Genomic DNA, 25,846 nt, shown 5'->3' with positions numbered 1-25,846 from the left:
TCCCTTTTCACCGCTGTCGCAGCAGAAAAGTTAGTCTGCGCGGCCCATGTAGCGACGTTCTTCGATATGAATACGGATTTTTTCACCTGCACTCAGATATTCAGGAACCAGGATAACCAGACCGGTGCTCATGGTCGCTGGTTTGTTACGTGCACTTGCTGACGCGCCTTTAATGCCCGGAGCCGTTTCAACGATTTCCAGGTCTACCGTTTGCGGCAGTTCAAGCGCCAGCAGCTGGCCGTCCCAGGTCAGTACCTGCATATCCGGCATTCCGCCTTCCGGGATGAACAGCAATTCTTCTTCGATCTGGTCTTTGGTGAAGGTATACGGGGTATAGTCTTCTTTATCCATGAAGACGTATTCGTTGCCATCGACATAGGAGAAATCAACGCCACGACGGCTCAGGGTGACGGTATCAACGATGTCATCACCTTTGAAGCGCTCTTCAACTTTCAGACCGGTACGAACATCAGAAAAACGCATTTTGTACAGCGTGGCGGCGCCACGTGCGGTTGGTGATTGAATATCAATATCTTTTACAATCAGCAGTTTGCCGTTGTAATTCAGTACCATACCTTTTTTAATTTCGTTCGCTCTTGGCATCGAAAAAATCCTGTAATGAGGAGTGTCTAAAATATCGCGTAAAACTACTCGCGCCGGGGCATTCAGGCAAGCGGAATTGATGCTTTTGCTGGTGCCCAAAAGGTGTTACTGTGCGCTTCCTGCACAATCCGATGGTTTACGATAAAGAGAGTACTGTATGGAATGCCGTCCGGATTGTGGTGCATGTTGCACCGCGCCTTCAATTTCCAGTGCCATCCCCGGCATGCCTGATGGCAAGCCCGCTAATACACCATGCGTTCAGCTGGATGAATCCCTGCGTTGTAAAATTTTTGCTTCGCCTCTGCGGCCAAAAGTGTGCGCCGGTTTACAGCCCAGTGCGGAAATGTGCGGACAGACGACGCACCAGGCCATGGTCTATCTCATTGAGCTCGAGGCGCTGACCGCACCTTAAACGTCTTTGATGCGCGTCAGACACGCGACGGTGGCGACGATCATCATCAACGCAAACCAGAATACCGCGTGATAGTTCCAGATTTCAGCGGCAATACCCGCCAACGATCCGGCAATAATCCAGCCCACGCGAATGGTATTTGTATAGAGAGTTGTGGCTGAACCCGCTTGTCCCGGCATCAGATCCTGGAAATAGAGCATGCCAATCCCGCCGAGGATGCCGATGTAAATCGCGTTCAGCAGCTGTAAGCCAAGCAATATCGCCGGAGAGTGGGCCAACAGCATGCCGGCATAAAAGAAAAATCCGGCGACAACGGCGATTCTCATCAACAGGCGTTTGCCCAGACGCTTCGCGAAGTATCCGGCAATCAACATGGTTGGGATTTCCAACCCCGCGGCAGTTCCCATCATGATGCCCGCCAGCTTTTCCGGCAGATGCAGTTCGTTGATAATAAACAACGGCATATTAATGATATAGAGACTGTTAGTCCCCCACATTAATGTGCAGATAACAAACAGCAGCAGCGTGTCGCGTCGATTGCGGCGCGGGGCTTCTACCGCGCCTGTCGCGAGAGGCACATTTTTACTCATCGAGGGTAAGAACAGCCAGACCATTACGCCGCAGACAACAAACGCCACCGCCGCGCTGAGGTACATCACCGTAAAGCTAAACCCCATGGCCAGCGCGTAGGCCAGCGGCGGGCCAATCACCCAGGCCAGCGAAACCTGCGCACGTAATATTGAACTGAACATGACGGCTTCCCGACCCGTACGGTCGGCGTGCTCGCGGGCGAGAGCAAACATTTGCGGGTTGGCGGTCGAACCAAAACTGCTGAGGAATACCCCGACAAACAGCAGAATAAAATAGTTACGGTTCCAGGCGAACAGCACGCAGGCCAACATCCCCAGCACGCAGCAAAACACAATCAGGTTTTTGCGATCGCCTTTTTTATCCGAACGTCCGGCCAGAAACTGACTCACCAAAATGCCGATTACGGCGCTACCGGTAAAAAAGAACCCGACCATGCCGGGACGGGCATGGACTTCATCCGTCAGAAAAAGGCTGAGCGTTGGCGTCTGCAACGCACCGGCGATACCCGTCAGAAACGCGACAAGCAGGAACGCCGAAGACGTTAAATCAAACGCCTTGGGTGTGGCGGCTACGGGGGTGTTGTGCATGTTTTGATATCAATAATGTGAAGAGACGCGGAGTTTACGCTGCTTGTCAGAAAATAAACAGGGAGCCAAATCAAAATCGGCATCAAAAATCAAAATAGCATTTCAGTCAGAGAAAGCAGTTTGCTGACGCTGCTGAATCTGACAGGCTGACGCCGTTTTTGCGTCAGCAATTTTTTCTCCTCCGCGGAGAAAATGTGCGTTATCTCTAAATTCAGCAAGTAATTTGTCAACTTTACTTGTGTGCTGAAGAAAAAAGAGCAAGACTTCTTGAAACGTTTCAGCGTCATCTCGCCATAACTGATGGAGTCAGGTGACGCCTTTTTTCTCATGTTAGCTGAATCGTTTCAAATCAGCGGGAGAGGAGAACCATGTTCCAGTTATCTGTTCAGGATATTCACCCGGGCGAACAGGCCGGGAATAAAGAAGAGGCTATTCGCCAGGTTGCCGCTGCCTTAGTGCTGGCAGGTAACGTAGCGGAAGGCTACGTCGATGGCATGCTGGCGCGTGAACAACAGACGTCCACGTTCCTCGGCAACGGTATTGCTATTCCTCACGGTACGACGGACACGCGCGATCGGGTGCTGAAAACCGGCGTGCAGGTGTTTCAGTTTCCGCAGGGCGTGATCTGGGGTGAAGGGCAGGTTGCTTATGTGGCAATCGGCATCGCCGCCAGCTCTGATGAGCACCTCGGTTTACTGCGTCAGCTGACGCATGTGCTGAGCGATGACTCCGTCGCTGAACAGCTGAAATCTGCGACCACGGCGGAAGAGTTGCGCGCGTTGCTGATGGGGGAAAAGCAAAGCGAACAGCTGAAGCTTGATAACGAAACGCTGTCGCTGGACGTCGTTGCCAACTCGCTGGTCACGCTGCAGGCTCTCAACGCCGCACGGCTGAAAGAGGTCGGCGCGGTTGACGCCACCTTTGTGGCCAGAGCCATTAATGAGCAACCGATGAATCTCGGTCAGGGGATCTGGCTGAATGACTGTGCTGAAGGCAATGTGCGCAGCGCCATTGCGGTCAGCCGCGCAGCAACAGCGTTCGATGTACAAGGTGAAGCGGCAGCCCTGCTGGTGACCGTCGCCATGAATGACGAACAACCGGTTGCGGTGCTGAAGCGCCTTGGCGATCTGCTGCTGAATAATAAAGCTGACCGTTTGTTGAAAGCCGATGCGGCAACGGTGCTGGCGCTGCTGACCAGCGATGATGCCTTAACTGATGATGTACTGAGCGCCGAATTTATTGTGCGCAATGAGCATGGTTTACACGCCCGCCCGGGCACCATGCTGGTGAATACGATTAAACAATTTAACAGTGAAATTACCGTGACAAATCTTGATGGAACCGGCAAGCCGGCGAATGGACGCAGTCTGATGAAAGTTGTGGCATTAGGCGTGAAGAAAGGACATCACCTGCGCTTTACCGCCCAGGGTGAAGATGCTGAACAGGCGCTGAAAGCGATTGGCGAAGCCATCGCGGCGGGTCTTGGGGAGGGCGCGTAATGAGCAGACGTGTTGCTACTATCACCCTTAACCCAGCCTACGATCTGGTGGGTTTCTGCCCGGAAATTGAACGCGGTGAAGTGAACCTGGTTAAAACGACCGGTCTTCACGCGGCAGGGAAAGGGATTAACGTCGCTAAGGTTCTGAAAGATTTAGGTATCGATGTAACGGTGGGTGGTTTCCTCGGTAAAGACAACCAGGATGGTTTTCAGCAGTTGTTCAGCGAACTGGGTATCGCCAACCGTTTTCAGGTTGTACAGGGGCGTACCCGTATCAACGTCAAGCTGACCGAAAAAGACGGCGAAGTGTCCGATTTCAATTTCTCCGGCTTTGAAGTCACCCCGGCTGACTGGGAACGCTTTGTGAATGACTCGCTGAGCTGGCTGGGCCAGTTCGACATGGTGTGCGTCAGCGGCAGTTTGCCGACCGGCGTTAGCCCGGAAGCATTCACCGACTGGATGACGCGCCTGCGCAGTCAGTGTCCTTGCATTATCTTTGATAGTAGTCGTGAAGCATTAGTGGCCGGTCTGAAAGCGGCACCGTGGCTGGTGAAACCAAACCGTCGTGAACTGGAAATCTGGGCAGGCCGTAAGCTGCCAGAAATGAAAGATGTGATTGAAGCTGCACATGCGTTGCGCGAGCAGGGTATTGCTCACGTGGTGATTTCACTTGGCGCGGAAGGTGCGCTGTGGGTTAACGCTTCGGGTGAGTGGATTGCTAAACCGCCGTCAGTCGAGGTGGTAAGCACCGTAGGCGCGGGTGATTCAATGGTTGGCGGCCTGATTTACGGCCTGCTGATGCGTGAATCCAGTGAACACACCCTGCGTCTGGCAACCGCTGTTGCCGCCCTGGCGGTAAGCCAAAGCAATGTGGGCATTACCGATCGTCCTCAGTTGGCCGCAATGATGGCGCGTGTCGACTTAAAACCGTTTAACTGACAGCAGGAGAGGCATAATGAAAACGCTGCTGATTATTGACGCTAATCTCGGCCAGGCTCGCGCTTATATGGCGAAAACCCTGCTTGGAGCGGCGGCGCAGAAAGCACATCTGGAAATTATTGATAATCCTAATGATGCCGAACTGGCAATTGTTCTGGGCGACACGCTTCCTGCCGACAGTTCGCTGAACGGCAAAAAAGTCTGGCTGGGCGATATTGGTCGTGCGGTTGCGCATCCTGAACTTTTCCTCAGCGAAGCGAAAGGCCACGCAAAACCTTATAGCGCTCCGGTTGCGACAGCGTCCGTGGCCAGTAGCGGTCCAAAACGCGTGGTGGCGGTGACGGCTTGTCCAACTGGCGTTGCCCATACGTTTATGGCCGCTGAAGCTATTGAAACAGAAGCGAAAAAACGTGGCTGGTGGGTGAAGGTTGAAACCCGTGGTTCTGTTGGCGCAGGCAATGCCATTACGCCGGAAGAGGTGGCTCAGGCGGATCTGGTGATTGTGGCGGCTGACATTGAAGTTGATCTGGCGAAGTTTGCCGGAAAACCAATGTACCGTACTTCTACTGGCCTTGCGCTGAAGAAAACGAAGCAGGAGCTGGATAAAGCGCTGGAAGAAGCAACGCCGTACCAGCCAGCCGGCAAAGCGCAGTCTGCAACCACTGAAGGTAAGAAAGAGAGCGCTGGCGCGTATCGTCACCTGCTGACGGGCGTATCCTACATGCTGCCGATGGTGGTTGCTGGCGGTCTGTGTATTGCACTCTCATTCGCTTTTGGTATCGAAGCGTTCAAGGAGCAGGGTACGCTGGCGGCGGCGCTGATGCAGATTGGCGGTGGTTCAGCTTTCGCGCTGATGGTGCCGGTTCTGGCGGGCTACATCGCGTTTTCCATCGCTGACCGTCCGGGTCTGACGCCTGGTCTTATCGGCGGTATGCTGGCGGTGAGCACCGGTTCCGGCTTTATTGGCGGGATTATTGCCGGTTTCCTTGCCGGTTATGTGGCGAAGCTCATCAGCACGAAGCTGAAACTCCCGCAGAGTATGGAAGCGCTGAAACCGATCCTGATCATTCCGCTGCTCTCAAGCCTGGTGGTTGGTCTGGCCATGATCTACCTGATCGGTAAACCAGTGGCGGGCATTCTGGAAGGTCTGACCCACTGGCTGCAAACCATGGGAACCGCGAACGCGGTGCTGCTTGGGGCGATTCTGGGCGGCATGATGTGTACCGATATGGGCGGTCCGGTTAACAAAGCGGCGTATGCTTTCGGTGTGGGCCTGCTTAGTACGCAAACCTACGCGCCGATGGCGGCGATTATGGCGGCGGGTATGGTGCCTCCGCTGGCCCTGGGGCTGGCAACGCTGGTGGCGCGTCGTAAGTTCGACAAAGCGCAGCAGGAAGGCGGTAAAGCTGCGCTGGTACTGGGCCTGTGCTTTATTACCGAAGGGGCTATCCCATTTGCTGCCCGTGACCCGATGCGCGTTCTGCCTTGCTGTATCGTTGGCGGCGCGATTACCGGAGCTATCTCGATGGCGGTGGGGGCTAAGCTGATGGCGCCGCACGGCGGTCTGTTCGTGCTGTTAATCCCTGGCGCAATCACTCCGGTGGTTGGATACCTGCTGGCCATTATTGCCGGTACGCTGGTAGCCGGTCTCTCCTACGCGGTGCTGAAACGCCCGGAAGCAGAGGTTGTGGCAAAGGCGGCCTGATTTAACGCTGACATCCGGGGCAGAGATTTCTCTGCCCCTTTTTTTATCCATTAAATCTGCCCGGTAGTGTTAACCGGTTCAGGCAATCATTGGCGCGATGATAAAACCAAAGGCAACGCCAGCAATGATCCCGCCAAGCCCTGGCAACATAAACGGATGGTTTAAGACATACTTACCCACGCGCGTTGTCCCGGTGGTGTCGAACTCCATTGCCGCCAGCGAAGTCGGATAAGTTGGCAGAACAAACACGCCGGTCACTGCGACATAGGAAGCCAGAATGGCCCATGTAGGTACGCCGAGCGCGACGGCAAGAGGGATAATCAGCGGCGTGGTGGCTCCCTGCGAATAGAGAAGCGCGCAGGTACCAAACAGCACCAGCGCCAACAGCATCGGATAAGCCCGTAGAATATCGCCCGCGATATCCTTTATCCCCGTTAAGTGGGCATCAATGAAGGTTGTGCCCAGCGTAACAATCCCCAGAATCACAGCCAACGAACTCATACCCGCGCGAAACGTGGATGTCAGGACAATCGCGTCTGTTGATGTTTTGCATAGCACCACCATCAGACACGCGGCAGCTAGCATGCAGATAATGATAATATCCCGGGTATTCATTGCGTTACCTGCATCGAATCCAGGGCGCAATTGAGGGCATGCGGCAAGAATAACGATGACCACCGTTGCCAGCATAAACAGGGCGACTGACAGTCTGGCACCTGGCGTTGTGCTGTTTTGCCCTGTATATTTACGCACCAGTCCTTTTTGCAGGCGTTCCAGATAGACTTCATCATCCTGTAGCTCACATCCCTGACGTGAGGCGATAAAAGCAGCGACCATCGCAGCGACAAATGAGGCAGGCAGACATACCGCCATAACCTGAATAAAGCTGATACCGTTGCCTTCCATAATAGTCAGCATAGCGGCCATTGCGGCACTGATCGGTGAACCGGATATCGCCACCTGAGAAGCGACTACGGACCCTGCGAGCGTACGGGAAGGGCGAATACCTGACTCTTTGGCAACTTCGGCAATCACCGGCAGAGTAGAAAAGACGATGAACCCTGTTCCCGCCATAATCGTCATCGACCAGGTGATAATCGGCGCAATAATATTGATATATTTAGGGTTACGGCGCATAAAATTACCGGCAATGCGAACCAGATAATCCATGCCTCCGGCGGCCTGTAGCGCCGATGCCGCCACCACCACCGTCATAATAATAAGAATAACGTCAACGGGTGGTGAACCAATTTGCAGCCCAAACCCCAGCGTTAAAATAGCCAGCCCCAGCCCGCCGCATAAACCAATACCAATTCCGCCAAGGCGGATACCGAAAAATATTGCGCCCAACACTACGATAATTTCTAGCCAAATCATAATGGCCTCCGCCAGAGAGTAATTTGTAATTAAAATGGATTTTTATTTAATGCAACAATTAAACAGGTATGGACATTCATTGTGCCAAAAGGTGATTTTTACCCACGCGTTTCTCGTACCATTTAATACCGGCACGAACCAACGAACCGGTTGAATCAATATATTTCTCAGGTGACTTGTTGACTGCTTCGGCAAGAATGACAGGAACTTCAGTACATCCGAGCACGATGACTTGTGCCCCGCGTGAGAAGAGTGCTTCAGCTTGTTCATTCATCAGCGTTTGCGCCCGCTTAGCATCACCAGCTTTTAAGCAATAGATGCTTTCCATCACTTTTTCCTGACTGGATGAGTCAGGGCTGATGCAGGTTAACCCAAGAGATTCTATGCCTTTTTGATAGAGGCCCATGTATAAAGTGGCGTTGGTGGCGAGTAATCCGATTTGCGATTTCCCGCAGTTTTTAACCTCATTGATGGTCGTTTCAACGATACTGAGCAGCTCTGTATGGCAGCACGCTTTTAATTCATTAAACCAAAAGTGGGCGGTGTTACAGGGGATCACAATACACTCGGCGCCAGCATCTTCGAGTTTATGCATATAATCGCGCATTGCCGGAAGTGGGGAATGGCCATGATGCATTAACGCGTCGGTTCTGTCAGGAATGTCAGGAATAGATGAAATAATTAAGGGGATATGTTCCTGGTCACGTTGCGCAGCGGTAAAAGTGACGAATTTATTAAACAGATCGACCGTTGCAGCAGGTCCCATACCACCAAGCACGCCAATTAAACCTTTCACGATATATACCTCAATTCACCGATAATTAATATTCAGAGCCGGGGTGTGTCTGCTGATAATGTTTAACAGCAGTGAGACTTGAGGAGAAATGCAATAATGTATGGTTCAATGCAAAAACCGCATGACTGTGGTTTATTGTGTAACCTCAGTAGGCCGGTATTCGGCCAGAGGCTCCGCGTTACACGGCGGACAAGCGGTCGTAACCGATAGGGAGAGAAGTATGTTAATGTTAAAGATGAAGCCTTGATGCAAAAAACGAATCACCAGGCGCTAATGATGAATGTCATCTTCGGAACTATTCAGGCATGATGCTTTAAGGCTAATAGGCATATTTAAATATCCGCGTGATAAGCATGAAAAATATTGAGACAAAATGGTTATATGACTTTCTGACGTTGGAGGCATGCCGTCATTTTTCCCAGGCGGCTGAGGAGCGCAACATATCCCAACCGGCATTTAGCCGGCGGATCAAGGCGCTCGAATCAGCCGTGGGTGTGCTGCTTTTTGATCGCACAACGAGCCCACTGCAACTCACGGAGGAGGGCAAGCTATTTCATTCGCAAACCCGTAGTTTGTTGCAACAGCTGGAATGTAATCTGGATGAGCTAAGCGGCCACAATTTACTGGGTGTACCCAATATCAAAATAGCGGCGGCACATTCTCTGTCGCTGACGATGTTGCCCAGATTGGTGCACTCAATGGCGGCCTGGGGTGAGGAGTTTGTCTATCATGTTGAAGCTATTGATGTTGTTCAGGCGGTGAATACTCTGCGCGAGGGGAAAAGCGATTTTATTATCTCCTTTCGGGATGAAGATTTAATGCAGTCACCTTTCTGCAGCTTGAAGGTTTTTGAGTCTGAACTGTACCCCGTGTGTGCTGCTGATGCGCAGGGTAAGGCGTTGTTTGATATCTATCAGTCGCAGGCACCGATTCTGAACTATACCAGCACATCCTACATGGGAAGATTGGTAAACCGTCATCTGGCGGAAGTAGGCGGCATTTCAGCCCGAACGCTGTTTATGTCTTCGATGAGTGAGTTATTAAAAAATATGGCATTGGATGGGCATGGTATCGCCTGGCTGCCGGCGTGGACTATCGTAAACGAACTGCGCGAAAAGCGGCTGGTTTGTCTGCAGACGCCGGAACTGATGGTGCCTATTCAGGCTTATATTTACCGAATGGATACCCGGTTGAATAAAACGGCTGAGCACTTCTGGCGGATTTTGTACAACCATATGCCAGAGGACCTTGTTTCGCTCAGTTGATACGAACCGGATCGTCTGGCGCATCTGAAAAATCTCCGGTTATGCCGGAGTTAAACTCTTTAGACTGCTTGAATTGTGTACTACCTCTCATTTTCTCTTTCCTTTACAGACTGTATCTATAAAAAATTGTGATTCTGTTCATATCTATTGAGTTTAGATCTTGAATATGGATTTACTTTGTCAAAAACACGCTTACTATGAACATGTGTTTGATAGTGAACATGTGCTCTAATAACCTGATGTGTGGCGTTGGTTATTTTTAACGAACTCATTTTTGGCAAGTTAATTGCCAGGGGACGTGCTATGCGTGAAAAGGAATACATAGTAACTATTGGCTCGGCCAATATGGATGTTGCTGGGTATTCGCATGCTTCTCTAAATTATGCGGATTCGAATCCAGGAAAGATAAAATTCACCCCCGGCGGAGTTGGACGTAACATTGCACATAATCTCGCGCTGCTGGGGAAAAATTCATGGTTACTGACGGCGGTTGGTAATGATTTTTATGGACAATCGTTATTGGCGCAAACCAATCAATCCGGAGTTCATGTTGATAAGTGTCTTATCGTTCCCGGAGAGAATACGTCCAGTTATTTATCATTGCTTGATAACACCGGTGAAATGTTGGTTGCCATTAATGATATGAGCATTACCGAACATATTTCAGCAGATTTTTTATCACAGCATCATGATTTTATTCGGCAGGCGAAAGTCATCGTCGCCGATTGCAATATCAGTGAAGATGCCCTGGCATGGGTGCTGGAAAATGCCGGAGAGGTTCCGGTGTTTGTTGACCCGGTATCGGCATGGAAATGCGTCAAAATTCGCGAGCGGCTTGGACAAATTCACACTCTTAAACCCAACCGGCTTGAAGCCGAAACGCTAAGCGGTATTGCGCTTTCCGGGCGTGATGACGTGGGTAAAGTCGCCGCCTGGTTTCATGATCGCGGCTTAAATAGGCTGGTGCTCAGCATGGGCGGTGACGGTGTTTATTACAGTGATATTGCGGGGAGTCGTGGTTGGTCGCTGCCGATTAAAACTCACGTCATTAATGTTACCGGGGCTGGCGATGCAATGATGGCTGGACTGGCTTCCTGCTGGGTAGACGGCATGCCCTTTATTGATTCGGTTCGATTTGCGCAGGGTTGTTCATCAATGGCGTTAGCCTGTGAATATACCAATAACCCTGATTTGTCTGTTGCGAATGTAAGCTCATTAGTGGAGAACACAGAATGTCTGAATTAACTCTTTCCTCTGAATTATTACAAATATCTCCAGAAGTACAGGAAGCATTAAACAGTAAGAAGCCGATTGTTGCACTTGAATCAACCATTATTTCTCATGGTATGCCATTTCCGCAGAATGCCCAGACAGCGATTGAAGTAGAAGAAACTATTCGTAAACACGGTGCGGTTCCTGCGACCATTGCCATTATTGGCGGAATAATGAAAGTTGGTTTAAGCAAAGATGAAATTGAGCTGCTTGGGCGAGAAGGTCATAGCGTTACGAAAGTAAGTCGTCGTGATTTGCCGTTTGTGGTCGCGGCAGGAAAAAATGGTGCAACGACTGTTGCCTCAACCATGATTATTGCCGCACTGGCGGGAATTAAAGTATTTGCGACAGGGGGAATAGGTGGGGTTCATCGTGGTGCTGAACATACCTTTGATATTTCCGCGGATCTGCAAGAACTGGCGCATACCAATGTCACGGTAATTTGTGCCGGGGCGAAATCTATTCTTGATCTCGGCTTAACTACTGAATATTTAGAAACCTTTGGTGTGCCGTTAATTGGTTATCAAACCAACGCGTTGCCAGCATTTTTCTGCCGTACCAGTCCGTTTGAGGTCAGCATCCGTCTGGACAGTGCGAAAGAGATTGCCCGTGCCATGGCGGTGAAATGGCAAACGGGTCTCGACGGCGGTCTGGTTGTTGCGAACCCCATCCCAGAGCAGTTTGCGATGGCCGAAGAGAAAATTAATGCGGCAATCGATCGGGCGGTAAAAGAAGCGGAAGATCAGGGCATCGTGGGCAAAGAGAGTACGCCGTACCTGTTAGCGCGGGTTGCAGAGCTGACCGGTGGTGACAGCCTGAAATCAAATATTCAGCTGGTGTTCAACAATGCGGTACTGGCCTGTGAAATTGCGAAGGAGTATCAGCGCCTCGTCTGACAGAATTTCCCGGGCAGAATGCGGTCGCCCGCGAATATCAAACCTACCAAAACCTGGCGATAACGCCGGGTTTCCTGGCATGAAGGGAATTTCATTATGGATATAATGAGAAGTGTTGTGGGTATGGTGGTATTACTGGCCATCGCGTTTCTGCTGTCAGTAAATAAAAAACGTATAAGTCTGCGCACGGTCGGGGCTGCACTGGTACTGCAAATCGCAATCGGCGGCATTATGCTGTACTTCCCGCCGGGAAAATGGCTGGTTGAACAGGCTGCGTTCGGTGTCCACAAGGTGATGTCATATAGTGACGCGGGAAGCGCATTTATCTTTGGCTCCCTGGTTGGGCCAAAAATGGATGTGCTGTTTGACGGAGCCGGGTTTATCTTCGCTTTTCGGGTGCTACCGGCCATCATTTTTGTGACCGCACTGATCAGTCTTCTCTACTACATTGGCGTGATGGGGCTGTTGATCCGCATCCTCGGCGGTATTTTCCAGAAAGCGCTGAACATCAGTAAGATCGAGTCATTTGTCGCCGTAACGACGATTTTCCTCGGGCAAAACGAGATCCCGGCGATCGTGAAGCCGTTTATTGACCGCCTGAATCGCAATGAGCTGTTTACCGCTATTTGTAGCGGGATGGCCTCGATTGCTGGCTCAATGATGATTGGTTACGCCGGAATGGGCGTTCCGATTGACTATTTGCTGGCGGCATCGTTGATGGCAATCCCTGGCGGTATTTTGTTCGCGCGTATGCTGAGTCCGGCAACTGAAGAATCTCGCGTCACCTTTGAGAACCTGTCATTTACTGAAACGCCACCGAAAAGCATCATCGAAGCAGCGGCGAGCGGAGCGATGACCGGGCTGAAAATTGCTGCTGGCGTGGCGACAGTCGTAATGGCATTTGTCGCCATTATCGCGCTGATTAACGGCATTATTGGCGGAATTGGTGGGTGGTTTGGCTTTGGTCACGCCACTCTGGAAGGGATCTTTGGCTATGCGCTAGCCCCGCTGGCGTGGATTATGGGTGTGGACTGGAGCGATGCGACGCTGGCAGGCAGCTTGATCGGACAGAAGCTGGCGATTAATGAGTTTGTCGCTTATCTCAACTTCTCGCCGTATCTGCAAACGGGTGGAACGCTGGATGTGAAGACCATTGCGATTATCTCGTTTGCGCTGTGCGGTTTCGCTAACTTTGGTTCGATTGGCGTTGTCGTCGGGGCATTTTCGGCGATAGCGCCACAGCGTGCCCCGGAAATCGCGCAGCTTGGCATGCGCGCGCTGGCAGCAGCAACGCTGTCAAACCTGATGAGCGCCACTATAGCCGGTTTCTTTATTGGGCTGGCATAGCGAAAATAATGCCGGATACGCGTAGCGCCATCCGGCATTACATTTAAGCAGTTTGCAGCAAATACAAGGCGTTATCTGCTGAGAGGGTTGGGTTGTTGATGCTGACGCTGGCTCGCGATAATGCCGCGCAGGCCATGGCAAAGTGAGCGCTTTCATGAAATTCACTACCTTCCAGAAAGCTGTACAGCAATCCCGCCATAAAAGCATCGTCGGCGCCAAAACTGTCTACAACCGTATGCTCAGGAGGCGTCAGTAAAAACTGTTCTCCGTCCTTTTCGCTGCAAAAAACGGATTCATCTTCCAGGCAAACAAAGATTCGTTTTACCCCTTGCTGATGGAGACTATTGACGGCCAGTACGCGATCGGCATCTGAATGAATAGGTTGACCCCACAAAATCGCCAGCTCTTTCTGCGTTGGTTTTAGCGTATGAATACGCGTAAACCAGGTCTTCATTTTTGCCGCTTTGAACTCTGAAACGGTGTCAATGAATACCGGAATATCATCAGCAATAGTAAAGACCCACTCAATGGCTTCGGCAGTCAGATTGCAATCTGCCAGTACGACACCGGAATGGCGGATCAAATCTCGCGAACTGTTCAGTAACTGCGGCGTCAATTGTTGCAGGATATGGGTATCGTTAATTGCCAGTACGGTCTCTTCCTGCTGATTAGCGATCGACAGGTAAGTTGAGGTGTTATGTCCATGCAGGCGTATGCAACTGGAAACGTTAACACCGGCCTGACGCGTTTGTTCCAGCAATGTTTCGCCATAGAAATCACTGCCAACAGCGGAAATTAAGTGGACGTCACGGCCCAGCAGCGCCAGGTTGTGGGCGATGTTACGTCCCACGCCGCCTGCCGAGCAGTGAATGCTACCAGGGTTAGAGGCAGCCTGAGGATAGTGGATGTCAGCAACACCACGAATATCCATATTGATCGCCCCGACAACCACGCAATAATCCTGTTCGGTAAGGATATAACCTTTACCTTTGATCATGCCTTTACGCATCAAATCCATAATATGCGCAGCGACGCGTGAACGGCTGATCTGCAAAATATCGGCGATTTCATTCTGCTGAATCAACGGATTGCGACGCAGGATCTTAAGGATCTGCTTTTCCCTGTCGTTCATGCTTATGCCACCGCTTTTTCTGTTTGCTGGGCTTTCAGCCAGGCAATCTCTTCTGCCCAGATATCCGGATTAATCGTTTCCAGCACCAGCGGAATGCCGTCAAAACGATTGTCCTGCATGATCCAACGGAAGGCATCGTGGCCAATATTGCCTTCACCTAAGCTGTGGTGACGGTCAACTCGACTGCCAAATGCGCTCTTGGCGTCGTTCAGGTGCATACCGCGTAGGTACCTGAAGCCGACAATACGTTCAAATTCCGCAAACGTCTTTTCGCATTCCTCGACGGAGCGCAAATCGTAACCGGCCGCGAAGGCATGGCAGGTATCAATACAGACGCCGACGCGGGACTTATCTTCGACGCCGTCGATAATGGCGGCAAGGTGCTCAAACTTAAATCCAAGGTTGCTGCCTTGTCCGGCGGTATTTTCGATAACTGCCGTAACGCCCTGGGTCTGAGCAAGGGCGATGTTGATGGATTCGGCAATGCGCGCCAGACACTCATCTTCCGGGATCTGCATCAGATGGCTGCCCGGGTGAAAATTCAGCAAGGATAAGCCCAGCATTTCACAGCGCTGCATTTCATCTATAAACGCATCACGTGATTTTTCCAGCGCATCGCTAACCGGATGACCGAGGTTAATCAGGTAACTGTCGTGAGGCAGGATCTGGGCGGCAGTATAGTGATACTTCTCGCAGGCAGATTTAAAATCATCAATGATTTCGGTGGTCAGCGGCGCGGCACGCCACTGGCGCTGATTTTTGGTGAACAGGGCGAATGCGGTCGCTTCGATTTCTGCGGCTCGAATAGCGGCGTTAGCCAGACCGCCAGCGGCGCTTACGTGCGCTCCGATATATTTCATAAATTTAACCCGCCATACTCAAATACAAAAAGGGAGAGTATAGCGGGTTAATAGAGGTGAGTCGTGATCGTTTATGCCATCAGCGCGTGGATAGCGACGTTAATCGCACCGCCACCCACAATCAGCCAGACAAACAGCAGCAGGGCCATCAGTAACGGTTTGGCACCAGCTTTTTTCAGCGCGCTAACGTGCGTGGTCAACCCCAGGGCCGCCATCGCCATTGCCAGCAAAATGGTGTCCAGCGTTACCAGCATGTTCACTACTGACTGTGGCAGCAGGTGGAACGAGTTAAAAATTGCGACCACAATGAACAGGATGGCAAACCATGGAATGGTTATTTTGCTCTTCTCACCGCCCGTGGCCGGAGACAGTTGTTTAACGCGTGCGGCCAGGAGGATAAGGAACGGTGCCAGCATCATGACGCGCAGCATTTTGGCAATAACCGCGGCGTTTTCCGCATCCGGGCTAATGGCGTGCCCGGCAGCCACAACCTGTGCAACTTCATGCATGGTGGAGCCAATGTAAATGCCGTAGGTTTCTGGGCTAAACCAGTGTGAAAGCAACGGATACATCGCCGGATACAGGAAGATAGCGATAGTACCGAAGATAACCACGGTGGCGACAGCGACGGTCACTTTACTGGCTTCTGCTTTCACCACTGGTTCGGTTGCCAGCACGGCGGCGGCACCACAAATGCTGCTACCCGCGCCAATCAGCCAGCTGGTGTGACGGTCCAGACCAAATACTTTCTGCCCCAGGAAACAGGCAATCATAAAGGTACTGCTTAGCGTTAACACATCAATCACGATACCGCTGACGCCGACGTCAGCAATTTGCGCGAAGGTGAGGCGGAAACCGTAGAGGATAATCCCCAGACGTAATAAATGTTGTTTCGCGAACAGCACGCCGCCGTCACAGCTTTTCCAGATGTGCGGATAGACGGTGTTGCCGAGAATCATCCCCAATAAGATGGCTAAGGTGAGAGCGCTGAACCCGGCACCTGCGACGGCGGGAATGGATCCTCCCCATAAGGCGACCCCAGTGATAACTGCACTCAGGGCAAGTCCCGGAATAAAATGCCACGCTGTACGACGATGAGTCTGTAAGGTGAGTTCTGTCATATCCTTCTCCTTTATCTGGGTAAAAGAGTAAGGCGAAGTGGTTTAAAAATAAAATTGATTATATATTTATAATTAATCTATATAAGTGGTATACCCGTGATACTTCAAGTTGCATGTGCGTTGGCTGCGCTCGTTCACCCCAGTCACGTACTTAAGTACGCTCCGGGGGATGCTCTCTCTTGCCGCCTTCCTGCAACTCGAATTATTTAGGGTATAAGTAACGGCTATCCGGTGGAAAACGACTATGCATATCACCCTGCGACAACTTGAAGTGTTTGCTGAGGTACTAAAAAGCGGCTCAACAACCCAGGCATCTGTCATGCTGGCATTGTCGCAGTCGGCGGTGAGTGCGGCGCTTACCGATCTGGAAGGGCAACTTGGCGTGCAACTGTTTGACCGTGTTGGCAAACGGCTGGTGGTTAACGAACACGGACGCTTGCTTTATCCGCGCGCGCTGGCGTTACTTGAGCAAACGACCGAAATCGAACAGCTTTTTCGCAAAGATAATGGCGCCATTCGGGTCTATGCCAGTAGCACCATCGGTAATTATATTCTGCCCGCTATGATCGCCCGTTATCGGCAGGACTTCCCCGATTTACCGCTGGAGCTTAGCGTGGGCAACAGCCAGGACGTGATCAATGCGGTGCTGGATTTTCGGGTAGACATCGGGCTGATTGAAGGGCCGTGTCACAGTACGGAAATCATCTCTGAACCGTGGCTGGAGGACGAACTGGTGGTGTTTGCCGCACCGTCGTCACCGCTCACAAAGGGGCCCGTTACGCTGGAACAGCTGGCTGCTTCGCCGTGGATCCTGCGTGAGCGAGGATCGGGTACGCGTGAACTGGTGGATTACCTGCTGCTGTCTCATCTGCCAAGATTTCAGATGGCGATGGAGTTGGGTAACTCCGAGGCCATTAAGCATGCGGTGCGCCATGGTCTCGGGATCAGCTGTTTGTCGCGTCGGGTCATTGCGGAGCAGTTACAGGCAGGGACGCTGAGCGAAGTTACCGTGCCACTACCGCGTTTAGTGCGCACTCTCTGGCGCGTTCATCACCGGCAAAAACATATCTCCAATGCCATTACGCGTTTTTTATATTACAGCGACCAGGTTGAGTAGGGCGAATAGCGCGCTAACTCTCGTCAGGCCACCCTATCCATAATGGCTGTAACGTCTTAACCGCCTTGTGCCGCCCGTTTTCTGCTTTACTTATAATCCGCGGCCAGTCATGAAGGTCTCTTATAACAGCGCATTTGTGCCGGAAGAATGCCATTTCGTCTGCTACAATCGCGCCTCATTTTTTGGATGGATAGCATTTTCACATGGTTTCCGAAACTAAAACCACAGAAGCGCCCACGCTACGTCGTGAACTGAAGGCGCGTCACCTGACGATGATTGCCATTGGAGGCTCCATCGGTACAGGTCTTTTCGTTGCATCTGGTGCAACTATTTCTGCGGCGGGTCCTGGCGGCGCGTTGTTCTCTTATATCCTGATCGGTCTGATGGTGTACTTCCTGATGACCAGCCTCGGTGAACTGGCTGCCTATATGCCGGTTTCCGGCTCGTTCTCCACTTACGGTCAAAACTACGTAGAAGAAGGCTTTGGCTTCGCGCTGGGCTGGAACTACTGGTACAACTGGGCGGTAACGATTGCCGTTGACCTGGTGGCCGCACAACTGGTGATGAGCTGGTGGTTCCCGGACACGCCGGGCTGGATCTGGAGCGCACTGTTCCTCGGCGTTATCTTCCTGCTGAACTACATTTCCGTTCGCGGATTTGGTGAAGCGGAATACTGGTTCTCGCTGATCAAAGTTACCACTGTAATTATCTTCATCGTGGTTGGCGTGATGATGATTTTCGGTATCTTCAAAGGCACTCAGCCAGTGGGCTGGAGCAACTGGACGACCGGTGATGCACCGTTTGCCGGGGGTTTTGCCGCTATGATTGGCGTGGCGATGATCGTCGGCTTCTCCTTCCAGGGAACTGAGCTGATTGGTATCGCGGCAGGCGAATCTGAAGATCCTGAAAAGAACATTCCACGTGCGGTGCGTCAGGTGTTTTGGCGAATCCTGCTGTTCTATGTGTTCGCGATTTTGATTATCAGCCTGATTATCCCGTACACCGATCCGAGCCTGCTGCGCAACGATGTGAAAGACATCAGCGTTAGCCCGTTCACGTTGGTATTCCAGCATGCGGGTCTGCTGTCAGCCGCAGCAGTAATGAACGCGGTTATCCTGACGGCGGTACTGTCAGCGGGTAACTCCGGGATGTATGCCTCCACGCGTATGCTTTACACCCTGGCATGCGACGGTAAAGCGCCGCGTATTTTCGGCAAACTGTCTCGTGGCGGTGTACCGCGTAACGCGCTGTATGCGACGACTGTGGTGGCGGGGCTGTGTTTCCTGACCTCGATGTTTGGTAACCAGACCGTGTACCTCTGGCTGCTGAACACCTCAGGGATGACGGGCTTTATCGCCTGGCTGGGGATCGCGATTAGCCACTATCGCTTCCGTCGCGGTTATGTGTTGCAGGGTCACGATGTTAAGGATCTGCCGTACCGTTCTGGCTTCTTCCCGCTGGGTCCGATCTTCGCCTTTGTGCTGTGCCTGATTATCACTCTGGGCCAGAACTACGAAGCGTTCCTGAAAGATAGCATTGACTGGGGCGGCGTGATGGCAACCTATATCGGTATCCCGCTGTTCCTGATTATCTGGTTTGGCTATAAGCTGGCGAAAGGAACTCATTTTGTTCGCTACAGCGAAATGAAATTCCCGGATCGCGTGAAGAAATAACAGTATAAAAAGCATAACAAAAACCCCGGCATGATGAGTGCCGGGGTTTTTTTATTGCGCCAGACTTAGAAGCTGTAAGTCAGGCCAACCGTGTAACGACGACCATCGAGAACAGTGTCGTAGGTATCGTAATCGATTTGCTTATCCAGCACGTTATACACGCCAGCGGTCATCAGCAGATCTTTGTTAGCATAGTAGCGCAAACCAACATCGACCTGAGTATAGGACGGGGTGCCCTGCGCCATGGAGGTACGGCTCAGGTATTCAGACGTTTTCCCGCGCAGATTCAGACGGCTCCAGAAACCGAGATCCTGCGTGGCCTGCCAGTCCAGCGTGGTGTTGAACATATGCTTTGGCATTTTGTTCAATGGCTGACCGGAGAACTGACCGCTTTTCTGTTCAGATTCCGTGTAAGTGTAATTCGCCGTCCAGTTGATGTCGGAAGTCATCTTCCAGCCGAAAGTGGATTCTACGCCGCGCATATTGGCTTTATCGACGTTAACGCGATCGCTGACGAAGTCATAGTGGGTATTGCCGATGGTACAGGCCGGATCGGAGCTGCTGTTACAGCGGCGCACTTCGGTGATTTTGTCTTTGAAGTCAGTATTGAACAGCGTGACGCCCGCGTTGAGATCGTTGCCGTTATCCCACAGTAAACCGATCTCTTCGCTGAGGCTTTTCTCCGGCTTCAGGTCCGGGTTGCCGACAATGATGCCGTTCAGTCTACCGCCGCCGGTGACCTGCCCCCAACTGGCAGACGACTGGCGCAGATCCGGTGCGCGATAGCCCGCTGAAACGCCGCCTTTTAAGGTCCATTGATCGCTCAGATGCCATACGCCATAACCGCGCGGCGTCCAGTTGTCGCCGTAGTTTTCATCTTTATCCATACGCAGACCGCCAGTCAGCGTGAAGGTATCGGTAACGGCCCACTCATCTTCAGCAAACAGCGCCCAGCTCCAGCGGGTCAGTTTGTTCAGTCCATCAGCAGCTTGCAGCTGGTTGCCGTTATCACTCAGTTTTTCATAACGGTATTGCCCGCCTAACGTCAGGGTGTGCGCCCCAAGGAAGACCTGGTTCTGGTTATTGAAAATCGTGTTGTAGGACTTCATCTGGCGACCTGGGTTTTCGGTCTCTTCCTGCTGGACATAGCTGGTGGAGTTGAAGTCGTCGTAATAACCGCTGTGGGTTAGTGAATACGTTGTGTGCACATACTTGTTTTCGCTTTTACTGTTGGGCTTGCAGCTTCCGTTGCGGCAGCTTTCCTCGGCCATGGATTTGCCTGGCGTGCTGTCGCGATCCTGCAGTTCACGTGCGTAATCGAAGTCGATGTCATTTTTATCATCTGGCGTAAAGTTCAGGGTTAAGCCCCCGTTACGCATACGCTGTTCATTGTAGCCATTGAGTATTTTGTCCTCCGCCCGATGAGAGAATAATCCGGTCACTTTTGCGCCGAGTAATCCGTCAATCAGTGGCCCAGACGCATAGGCGTTGGTCTGATAAATATCGCCGGAGTCTCTGTCTTCCTGGAAAGTGGCATCGCCGTGCAGCGAGCCGGTCCAGGCTTTGGTATTCGACACTTTCTTGGTGATGACGTTAATGACGCCGCCCATCGCATCGGAGCCGTACAGAGATGACATTGGGCCACGGATTACCTCGATACGCTCGATGGATTCCAGTGGCGGCAGCCAACCTTGCTCAATACCTGAGTTGTCGCTGTTAGGACGTGTGCCGCGTGTGCTGATGCGTTTACCGTTGACCAGGAAGAGCGTGTATTGCGAAGCCATACCACGAATACTGATATCGCTGCTGCTACCCCCGCCGGTGACGACGACGCCAGGGACATCTTTTAGCGCATCGGTAACATCGCGATAGGCTTTGTCCTCAATCTGCTGCTTGGTAATAACAGATATCGAAGCGGGGGCGTCCTGAATTTTCTGTTCGAAGCCGGTGGCGGTAACCACCACGGTGTCTTGTTCAGCGGCATGCCCGAGTGATGGGAGACTGGCGACGCATACTGCGGCAGCTACAGCCTTAACGTGAGGTATAGTCATTTGTATCATTCCATTTAAATGAATTTACCCGGCATACTTCAAGTTGCAGATGCGTGGCTACGCGCGTTCATACAACTCGAATTATTTAGGGTAACGATCAGCGCGTCATGTGAAAGGCCATGACAATTGTATGTATTTGTCTTTTAAGGACTCTTTTCAGTAAAGAAGCGAATGGATTGTACAAAAGTATGAATGTTTGTAAACACAAATGATAATCGAAATCATTTGTGTTTGATCTTGTTTTGAGGGTAATGCTTTTTAAATCAATAGGATAGTGGAGAAAGAAAAAAGGAGAAAAAGTGAAGGAATGATGGAGAAATGAAGAGGGCTGGCGCCCTCACTCAGGCGTTACTTCAACAAATACTGGGCGTGGAAGCGCAGGTGATCCTCAATAAACGACGCAATAAAGTAATAGCTATGGTCGTAACCGGGCTGGATGCGTAGCGTCATTGGCCATGCGGTTTGACGGGCCGTTTCGGCCAGCACCGCGGGTTGCAGCTGATCGGCGAGAAACTGATCGCTGTCTCCCTGATCAATAAGCGTCGGAATCGCGTCTGCGGGCTTGCTGGCCAACATTAACTCGCAGCTGTCCCACTCGGCCCACCGTGATTTATCATCACCCAGATACGCGCTAAAAGCCTTCTCCCCCCACGGAACGCGGCAAGGATTTACGATCGGTGCAAAGGCGGAAATGCTGGTGTATTTCCCGGGATTTTTCAGCGCCATAATCAATGCGCCGTGACCGCCCATGGAGTGTCCACTGATGGCGCAGCGATCGCTGACGTTAAACTGCGATTGAATCAGTGCCGGCAGCTCATCACGCAGATAGTCATACATGCGAAAATGCGTTGCCCATGGCTGTTGGGTAGCATTGAGGTAAAATCCCGCCCCCTGGCCTAAATCGTAGCCATCATCATTGGCAACCTGTTCGCCGCGCGGACTGGTGTCCGGCATCACCAGTACAATGCCCAGCTCAGCCGCGATGCGTTGTGCGCCGGCTTTAGTCGTGAAGTTTTCATCATTGCATGTCAGACCCGACAGCCAGTACAGCACCGGAGGCGGGGTGTTATCGCGCGGGGGAGGAAGAAAAATACTGAAGGTCATGGTGCAATTTAACGTGGCGGAGTCGTGACGCCAGCGTTGCTGCCAGCCTTCAAAACAGCGGTGCTCTTCAAGCATTTCCATGCGGGGCTCCTTGTTGTGTTGAACCTGAATATGTTTGCGAACTCACCATAATACAGATTATTCATGGCACTGTGAGCAACTTTCACTTCCGCATTGAGCAAACATACTTCATCATCTATATAACTTTACATTAACACTCGACGTCGCCGGGTAGAACGACAAGTGAAATCAGCTACGCTGAAAGGCTGTGCCAATTTCAATAATTATCGCGGTGAATACTGGATTATGTGCGCCGCCTCACGCACAATGTTCTGGCTGTGACACAGCCTAAAAACTTTGCCCCATGCAGGGCAGAGGCGCCCCACCTGCAGGAGAAGAAGAAATGTCATCACTCAGTAAAGAAGCGGCCCTGGTTCATGAAGCGCTGGTCGCGCGTGGTCTTGAAACGCCACTACGTCCGCCCGTGCAAGAGATGGATAACGAAACGCGCAAACGTCTTATCTCGGGCCATATGACCGAGATTATGCAGTTGCTCAATCTCGATTTGAGCGATGACAGTTTGATGGAAACTCCGCATCGCATTGCGAAAATGTATGTCGATGAGATTTTCTCCGGCCTCGACTACGCCAACTTCCCGAAAATTACCGTCATTGAAAACAAAATGAAGGTGGACGAGATGGTCACGGTTCGCGATATCACGCTGACCAGCACCTGCGAACACCACTTTGTTACTATCGATGGCAAAGCGACGGTGGCGTATATCCCAAAAGATTCGGTCATTGGTCTGTCGAAGATTAACCGCATTGTGCAGTTTTTCGCACAGCGTCCGCAGGTTCAGGAACGTCTCACCCAGCAAATTCTCACCGCGCTGCAAACGCTGCTCGGGACGAATAATGTGGCGGTGTCGATTGATGCGGTACATTACTGTGTGAAAGCGCGTGGCATTCGCGATGCGACCAGTGCGACCACGACCACTTCTCTTGGCGGATTGTTTAAGTCCAGCCAGAACACGCGTCAGGAATTCCTGCGCGCAGTACGTCATCACAACTGATTAGGGCAGGGACCATGGAGCGTAATGTCACGCTGGATTTTATTCGTGGCGTCGCCATTCTTGGTATCCTGCTTCTCAATATTAGCGCCTTTGGCCTGCCAAAGGCGGCATACCTCAATCCCGCGTGGTATGGCAACATCACCTTATCCGACGCCTGGACCTGGGCGCTGCTCGATCTCTTTGCGCAGGTAAAATTCCTCACGCTGTTTGCGCTGCTGTTCGGTGCCGGTCTGCAAATGCTGCTCCCGCGCGGCAAACGCTGGATCCAGTCGCGGCTTACGCTGCTGGTTCTATTGGGTTTTATTCACGGTTTACTCTTCTGGGATGGCGATATCCTGCTGGCATATGGCTTAATCGGCCTGATTTGTTGGCGGTTGATCCGTGATGCGCCGTCGGTAAAAAGCTTATTTAACACCGGCGTACTGCTTTATCTGGTGGGCGTTGGCGTATTGCTGCTGCTGGGGGTAATCTCCGGGAGTGAAACCAGTCGTGCCTGGACGCCGGATGCCTCAGCGTTGCTGTATGAAAAATACTGGAAAATAAACGGTGGAATGGAAGCCGTCAGCAATCGCGTGGATATGATGTCCAATAGCTTGCTGGCGCTGGGCGCACAGTACGGCTGGCAACTGGCGGGGATGATGCTGCTCGGCGCGGCATTGATGCGCAGCGGTTGGTTAAAAGGGCAGTACAGCTTACAGCATTACCGACGCACCGGTGTACTGCTGGTCATTCTCGGGATGGCGATTAACCTGCCTGCTATCGTCGCTCAGTGGCATCTGGACTGGGCATATCGCTGGTGTGCCTTCTTGCTACAAGCCCCGCGAGAGCTGGGCGCGCCGTTGCAAACCATTGGTTACGCCGCGCTGATGTTCGGCTTCTGGCCGCAGCTTAGCCGCTTAAAATGGGTCATTGCCATCGCCTGTGTGGGGCGCATGGCATTAACTAACTATCTGTTACAAACCTTAATCTGCACCACGCTGTTTTACCAGGTCGGCTTATTTATGAAATTTGACCGACTGGAGCTGCTGTATTTCGTCATTCCGGTTTGGGCCGTTAACCTACTTTTCTCCGTCATATGGCTACGTTTTTACCGCCAGGGCCCGGTGGAATGGCTGTGGCGTCAATTAACCCTGCGTGCTGCGGGGACATCATTGCCGCGTACATCCAGATAACGATCTGGATCACATTCATTAACAAAACGGATGTAAGCGCTTTCATTCCTGTGACATCTCTCACGCAGTGCGTTTCATTGTGCTGACAAAATACCCAGCCTGGGGTGTCTGCGGGCAACCGCAATCTAAAACAGGGCAGTGAATATGATCACCATACGTGATGTGGCACGACAGTCTGGCGTTTCTGTAGCGACCGTTTCCCGCGTACTGAACAACAGTGCGCTGGTGAGTCCCGATACGCGTGAAGCGGTAATGAAGGCAGTTACTCTGCTGGGCTATCGACCTAATGCCAACGCGCAAGCGCTGGCGACGCAGGTGAGCGACACGATTGGTGTTGTGGTCATGGATGTATCAGACGCCTTTTTTGGCGCGCTGGTAAAAGCCGTGGATATGGTTGCCCAGCAGCATCAGAAGTATGTCCTGATTGGCAACAGCTACCATGAGGCTGAAAAAGAACGTCATGCCATTGAGGTGTTGATTCGTCAGCGCTGTAACGCACTGATTGTACACTCTAAAGCACTGAGCGATCGGGAACTCGCCGAGTTTATGGATCAGATCCCCGGTATGGTGCTAATCAACCGTCTGGTGCCGGGTTACGCCCACCGCTGCGTCTGTCTGGATAACATCAGCGGTGCCAAAATGGCGACCCGAATGCTGCTGAATAATGGTCATCAACGCATCGGTTATCTGGCGTCAAGCCATCGCATTGAAGATGACACCATGCGCAAAGAAGGGTGGTTAACAGCCCTGAAAGAGCAGGGGATTGTTGCGGCAGAAAGTTGGGTCGGCACTGGTTCGCCCGATATGCAAGGCGGAGAGTCTGCGATGGTAGAACTGCTGGGACGTAACTTACAACTGACGGCGGTTTTCGCCTATAACGACAATATGGCTGCCGGCGCGCTGACTGCGCTAAAAGATAACGGCATCGCTATTCCATTACACCTTTCTATCATTGGCTTTGATGATATTCCTATCGCGCGTTACACCGATCCGCAACTGACCACCGTACGCTATCCCATTGCCTCCATGGCAAAAATGGCGACGGAGCTTGCGCTACAGGGGGCTGCAGGCACGTTAGACCTGGAGGCGACGCACTGCTTTATGCCGACGCTGGTGCGTCGCCATTCTGTGGCGCTTCGGCAGAATGCGGCACCGATCACTAACTCATAACGTTGCGCGATGTAACCGCTTTCAATATGTGAGTAAATTCACAGTATATTAACAATGCGATAGCTATGATGACACTGTTTGTTGCG

The 25,846-nt window shown here is 51.9% G+C and carries 22 protein-coding genes; 13 read left to right on the top strand and 9 right to left on the bottom strand.

Annotated elements, in window-relative coordinates:
* Positions 1-30: 30 nt before the first annotated feature.
* Complete coding sequence (gene yeiP / locus BZK42_RS06300; protein ID WP_016153740.1) at positions 31-603, bottom strand: elongation factor P-like protein YeiP; 573 nt, start codon at positions 601-603, stop codon at positions 31-33.
* Positions 604-760: 157 nt separating this feature from the next.
* Here yeiP and BZK42_RS06295 point away from each other — a divergent pair, with 157 nt between their 5' ends.
* A complete protein-coding gene (locus tag BZK42_RS06295; RefSeq protein WP_049281985.1) occupies positions 761-1,015 on the top strand; it encodes a YkgJ family cysteine cluster protein in 255 nt (84 codons plus the stop codon).
* Here the strand turns inward: BZK42_RS06295 and setB are convergent.
* The gene (gene setB, locus BZK42_RS06290; RefSeq protein WP_080858911.1) at positions 1,012-2,193 is read right to left on the bottom strand and encodes a sugar efflux transporter SetB; all 1,182 of its coding nucleotides are present in this window, start codon (positions 2,191-2,193) and stop codon (positions 1,012-1,014) included. The genes BZK42_RS06295 and setB overlap by 4 nt on opposite strands.
* Before the next feature lie 368 nt (positions 2,194-2,561).
* On the opposite strand from setB, the gene fruB reads away from it, so the two are divergent.
* Genes fruB through fruA form a run of 3 tightly spaced genes read left to right on the top strand, consistent with a single transcriptional unit; the run spans position 2,562 to position 6,335 of the window.
* A complete protein-coding gene (gene fruB / locus BZK42_RS06280; RefSeq protein ID WP_049042010.1) occupies positions 2,562-3,692 on the top strand; it encodes a fused PTS fructose transporter subunit IIA/HPr protein in 1,131 nt (376 codons plus the stop codon).
* Positions 3,692-4,630: a 1-phosphofructokinase gene (gene fruK, locus BZK42_RS06275; RefSeq protein ID WP_003834544.1), complete on the top strand. Its 939-nt coding sequence runs from the start codon at positions 3,692-3,694 to the stop codon at positions 4,628-4,630. The genes fruB and fruK overlap by 1 nt, the downstream gene beginning before the upstream one ends.
* Before the next feature lie 16 nt (positions 4,631-4,646).
* Entirely contained in the window at positions 4,647-6,335 is a 1,689-nt protein-coding gene (fruA, locus tag BZK42_RS06270; RefSeq protein WP_016153736.1) for a PTS fructose transporter subunit IIBC, read from the top strand.
* 78 nt (positions 6,336-6,413) lie between these two features.
* On the opposite strand, the gene BZK42_RS06265 is transcribed toward fruA, so the two are convergent.
* On the bottom strand, positions 6,414-7,712 hold the full coding sequence (locus BZK42_RS06265; RefSeq protein ID WP_053390083.1) for an anaerobic C4-dicarboxylate transporter: 1,299 nt from the start codon (positions 7,710-7,712) through the stop codon (positions 6,414-6,416).
* Between the two features lie 76 nt (positions 7,713-7,788).
* Positions 7,789-8,508, bottom strand: coding sequence for a cysteate racemase (gene cuyB / locus BZK42_RS06260; protein ID WP_016153734.1), 720 nt, complete (start codon positions 8,506-8,508; stop codon positions 7,789-7,791).
* A gap of 353 nt (positions 8,509-8,861) precedes the next feature.
* Here cuyB and hypT point away from each other — a divergent pair, with 353 nt between their 5' ends.
* From hypT to BZK42_RS06240, 4 genes are all read left to right on the top strand, one after another.
* Positions 8,862-9,773 carry a hypochlorite stress DNA-binding transcriptional regulator HypT gene (hypT, locus tag BZK42_RS06255; RefSeq protein WP_080858910.1) on the top strand — a complete coding sequence of 304 codons (912 nt, stop codon included), beginning with the start codon at positions 8,862-8,864 and terminating at the stop codon, positions 9,771-9,773.
* A 303-nt stretch (positions 9,774-10,076) separates the two neighbouring features.
* Positions 10,077-11,018 (top strand): pseudouridine kinase, encoded by a 942-nt coding sequence (locus BZK42_RS06250; protein ID WP_016153731.1) that lies wholly within the window; start codon positions 10,077-10,079, stop codon positions 11,016-11,018.
* Positions 11,006-11,941, top strand: coding sequence for a pseudouridine-5'-phosphate glycosidase (locus tag BZK42_RS06245; RefSeq protein WP_080858909.1), 936 nt, complete (start codon positions 11,006-11,008; stop codon positions 11,939-11,941). The genes BZK42_RS06250 and BZK42_RS06245 overlap by 13 nt, the downstream gene beginning before the upstream one ends.
* A 96-nt stretch (positions 11,942-12,037) precedes the next feature.
* The gene (locus BZK42_RS06240) at positions 12,038-13,288 is read left to right on the top strand and encodes a NupC/NupG family nucleoside CNT transporter (RefSeq protein WP_080858908.1); all 1,251 of its coding nucleotides are present in this window, start codon (positions 12,038-12,040) and stop codon (positions 13,286-13,288) included.
* A gap of 43 nt (positions 13,289-13,331) precedes the next feature.
* On the opposite strand, the gene BZK42_RS06235 is transcribed toward BZK42_RS06240, so the two are convergent.
* From BZK42_RS06235 to BZK42_RS06225, 3 genes are all read right to left on the bottom strand, one after another.
* Positions 13,332-14,420, bottom strand: coding sequence for a sugar kinase (locus BZK42_RS06235; protein WP_046275458.1), 1,089 nt, complete (start codon positions 14,418-14,420; stop codon positions 13,332-13,334).
* Between the two features lie 2 nt (positions 14,421-14,422).
* Positions 14,423-15,280, bottom strand: coding sequence for a deoxyribonuclease IV (nfo, locus tag BZK42_RS06230; RefSeq protein WP_080858907.1), 858 nt, complete (start codon positions 15,278-15,280; stop codon positions 14,423-14,425).
* 71 nt (positions 15,281-15,351) lie between these two features.
* Complete coding sequence (locus BZK42_RS06225) at positions 15,352-16,401, bottom strand: YeiH family protein (protein ID WP_016153726.1); 1,050 nt, start codon at positions 16,399-16,401, stop codon at positions 15,352-15,354.
* Positions 16,402-16,645: 244 nt separating this feature from the next.
* Between BZK42_RS06225 and yieE the strand changes: the two genes are divergently transcribed.
* Both yieE and lysP read left to right on the top strand, forming a co-directional pair.
* Positions 16,646-17,518: a DNA-binding transcriptional regulator YeiE gene (yieE, locus tag BZK42_RS06220; protein ID WP_016153725.1), complete on the top strand. Its 873-nt coding sequence runs from the start codon at positions 16,646-16,648 to the stop codon at positions 17,516-17,518.
* Between the two features lie 203 nt (positions 17,519-17,721).
* The gene (gene lysP, locus BZK42_RS06215) at positions 17,722-19,191 is read left to right on the top strand and encodes a lysine-specific permease (RefSeq protein WP_016153724.1); all 1,470 of its coding nucleotides are present in this window, start codon (positions 17,722-17,724) and stop codon (positions 19,189-19,191) included.
* A 65-nt stretch (positions 19,192-19,256) separates the two neighbouring features.
* Here the strand turns inward: lysP and BZK42_RS06210 are convergent, their stop codons facing one another.
* Together BZK42_RS06210 and fghA are read right to left on the bottom strand one after the other, a co-directional pair.
* Complete coding sequence (locus BZK42_RS06210) at positions 19,257-21,242, bottom strand: ligand-gated channel protein (protein WP_016156980.1); 1,986 nt, start codon at positions 21,240-21,242, stop codon at positions 19,257-19,259.
* A gap of 348 nt (positions 21,243-21,590) precedes the next feature.
* Positions 21,591-22,427 carry an S-formylglutathione hydrolase gene (fghA, locus tag BZK42_RS06205; protein ID WP_046275454.1) on the bottom strand — a complete coding sequence of 279 codons (837 nt, stop codon included), beginning with the start codon at positions 22,425-22,427 and terminating at the stop codon, positions 21,591-21,593.
* Between the two features lie 322 nt (positions 22,428-22,749).
* On the opposite strand from fghA, the gene folE reads away from it, so the two are divergent.
* The 3 genes from folE to galS all read left to right on the top strand — a co-directional run bounded on the left by folE (position 22,750) and on the right by galS (position 25,760).
* Positions 22,750-23,418: a GTP cyclohydrolase I FolE gene (folE, locus tag BZK42_RS06200; RefSeq protein WP_003027410.1), complete on the top strand. Its 669-nt coding sequence runs from the start codon at positions 22,750-22,752 to the stop codon at positions 23,416-23,418.
* Between the two features lie 14 nt (positions 23,419-23,432).
* Positions 23,433-24,590 carry a DUF418 domain-containing protein YeiB gene (gene yeiB / locus BZK42_RS06195; protein WP_047500983.1) on the top strand — a complete coding sequence of 386 codons (1,158 nt, stop codon included), beginning with the start codon at positions 23,433-23,435 and terminating at the stop codon, positions 24,588-24,590.
* A gap of 144 nt (positions 24,591-24,734) precedes the next feature.
* Positions 24,735-25,760, top strand: coding sequence for an HTH-type transcriptional regulator GalS (gene galS, locus BZK42_RS06190; RefSeq protein ID WP_047359172.1), 1,026 nt, complete (start codon positions 24,735-24,737; stop codon positions 25,758-25,760).
* The last annotated feature ends 86 nt before the right edge of the window (positions 25,761-25,846 follow it).

This window comes from Citrobacter braakii, from assembly GCF_002075345.1.
Taxonomy (GTDB): domain Bacteria; phylum Pseudomonadota; class Gammaproteobacteria; order Enterobacterales; family Enterobacteriaceae; genus Citrobacter; species Citrobacter braakii.
Note: the sequence above shows the minus strand (reverse complement) of the source record. Positions and strands in the feature narration are given on the sequence as shown.

Excerpts from the sequence above, each read along its gene's own strand:
- BZK42_RS06265 (WP_053390083.1), bottom strand. The coding sequence starts at position 7,712 with ATGATTTGGCTAGAAATTATCGTAGTGTTGGGCGCAATATTTTTCGGT.
- yieE (WP_016153725.1), top strand. The coding sequence starts at position 16,646 with ATGCATATCACCCTGCGACAACTTGAAGTGTTTGCTGAGGTACTAAAA.
- BZK42_RS06235 (WP_046275458.1), bottom strand. The coding sequence starts at position 14,420 with ATGAACGACAGGGAAAAGCAGATCCTTAAGATCCTGCGTCGCAATCCG.
- yeiB (WP_047500983.1), top strand. The coding sequence starts at position 23,433 with ATGGAGCGTAATGTCACGCTGGATTTTATTCGTGGCGTCGCCATTCTT.
- BZK42_RS06295 (WP_049281985.1), top strand. The coding sequence starts at position 761 with ATGGAATGCCGTCCGGATTGTGGTGCATGTTGCACCGCGCCTTCAATT.
- BZK42_RS06245 (WP_080858909.1), top strand. The coding sequence starts at position 11,006 with ATGTCTGAATTAACTCTTTCCTCTGAATTATTACAAATATCTCCAGAA.
- folE (WP_003027410.1), top strand. The coding sequence starts at position 22,750 with ATGTCATCACTCAGTAAAGAAGCGGCCCTGGTTCATGAAGCGCTGGTC.
- fghA (WP_046275454.1), bottom strand. The coding sequence starts at position 22,427 with ATGGAAATGCTTGAAGAGCACCGCTGTTTTGAAGGCTGGCAGCAACGC.
- setB (WP_080858911.1), bottom strand. The coding sequence starts at position 2,193 with ATGCACAACACCCCCGTAGCCGCCACACCCAAGGCGTTTGATTTAACG.
- BZK42_RS06210 (WP_016156980.1), bottom strand. The coding sequence starts at position 21,242 with ATGACTATACCTCACGTTAAGGCTGTAGCTGCCGCAGTATGCGTCGCC.
- galS (WP_047359172.1), top strand. The coding sequence starts at position 24,735 with ATGATCACCATACGTGATGTGGCACGACAGTCTGGCGTTTCTGTAGCG.
- lysP (WP_016153724.1), top strand. The coding sequence starts at position 17,722 with ATGGTTTCCGAAACTAAAACCACAGAAGCGCCCACGCTACGTCGTGAA.
- yeiP (WP_016153740.1), bottom strand. The coding sequence starts at position 603 with ATGCCAAGAGCGAACGAAATTAAAAAAGGTATGGTACTGAATTACAAC.
- hypT (WP_080858910.1), top strand. The coding sequence starts at position 8,862 with ATGAAAAATATTGAGACAAAATGGTTATATGACTTTCTGACGTTGGAG.
- fruA (WP_016153736.1), top strand. The coding sequence starts at position 4,647 with ATGAAAACGCTGCTGATTATTGACGCTAATCTCGGCCAGGCTCGCGCT.
- BZK42_RS06240 (WP_080858908.1), top strand. The coding sequence starts at position 12,038 with ATGGATATAATGAGAAGTGTTGTGGGTATGGTGGTATTACTGGCCATC.
- fruK (WP_003834544.1), top strand. The coding sequence starts at position 3,692 with ATGAGCAGACGTGTTGCTACTATCACCCTTAACCCAGCCTACGATCTG.
- nfo (WP_080858907.1), bottom strand. The coding sequence starts at position 15,280 with ATGAAATATATCGGAGCGCACGTAAGCGCCGCTGGCGGTCTGGCTAAC.
- fruB (WP_049042010.1), top strand. The coding sequence starts at position 2,562 with ATGTTCCAGTTATCTGTTCAGGATATTCACCCGGGCGAACAGGCCGGG.
- BZK42_RS06225 (WP_016153726.1), bottom strand. The coding sequence starts at position 16,401 with ATGACAGAACTCACCTTACAGACTCATCGTCGTACAGCGTGGCATTTT.
- BZK42_RS06250 (WP_016153731.1), top strand. The coding sequence starts at position 10,077 with ATGCGTGAAAAGGAATACATAGTAACTATTGGCTCGGCCAATATGGAT.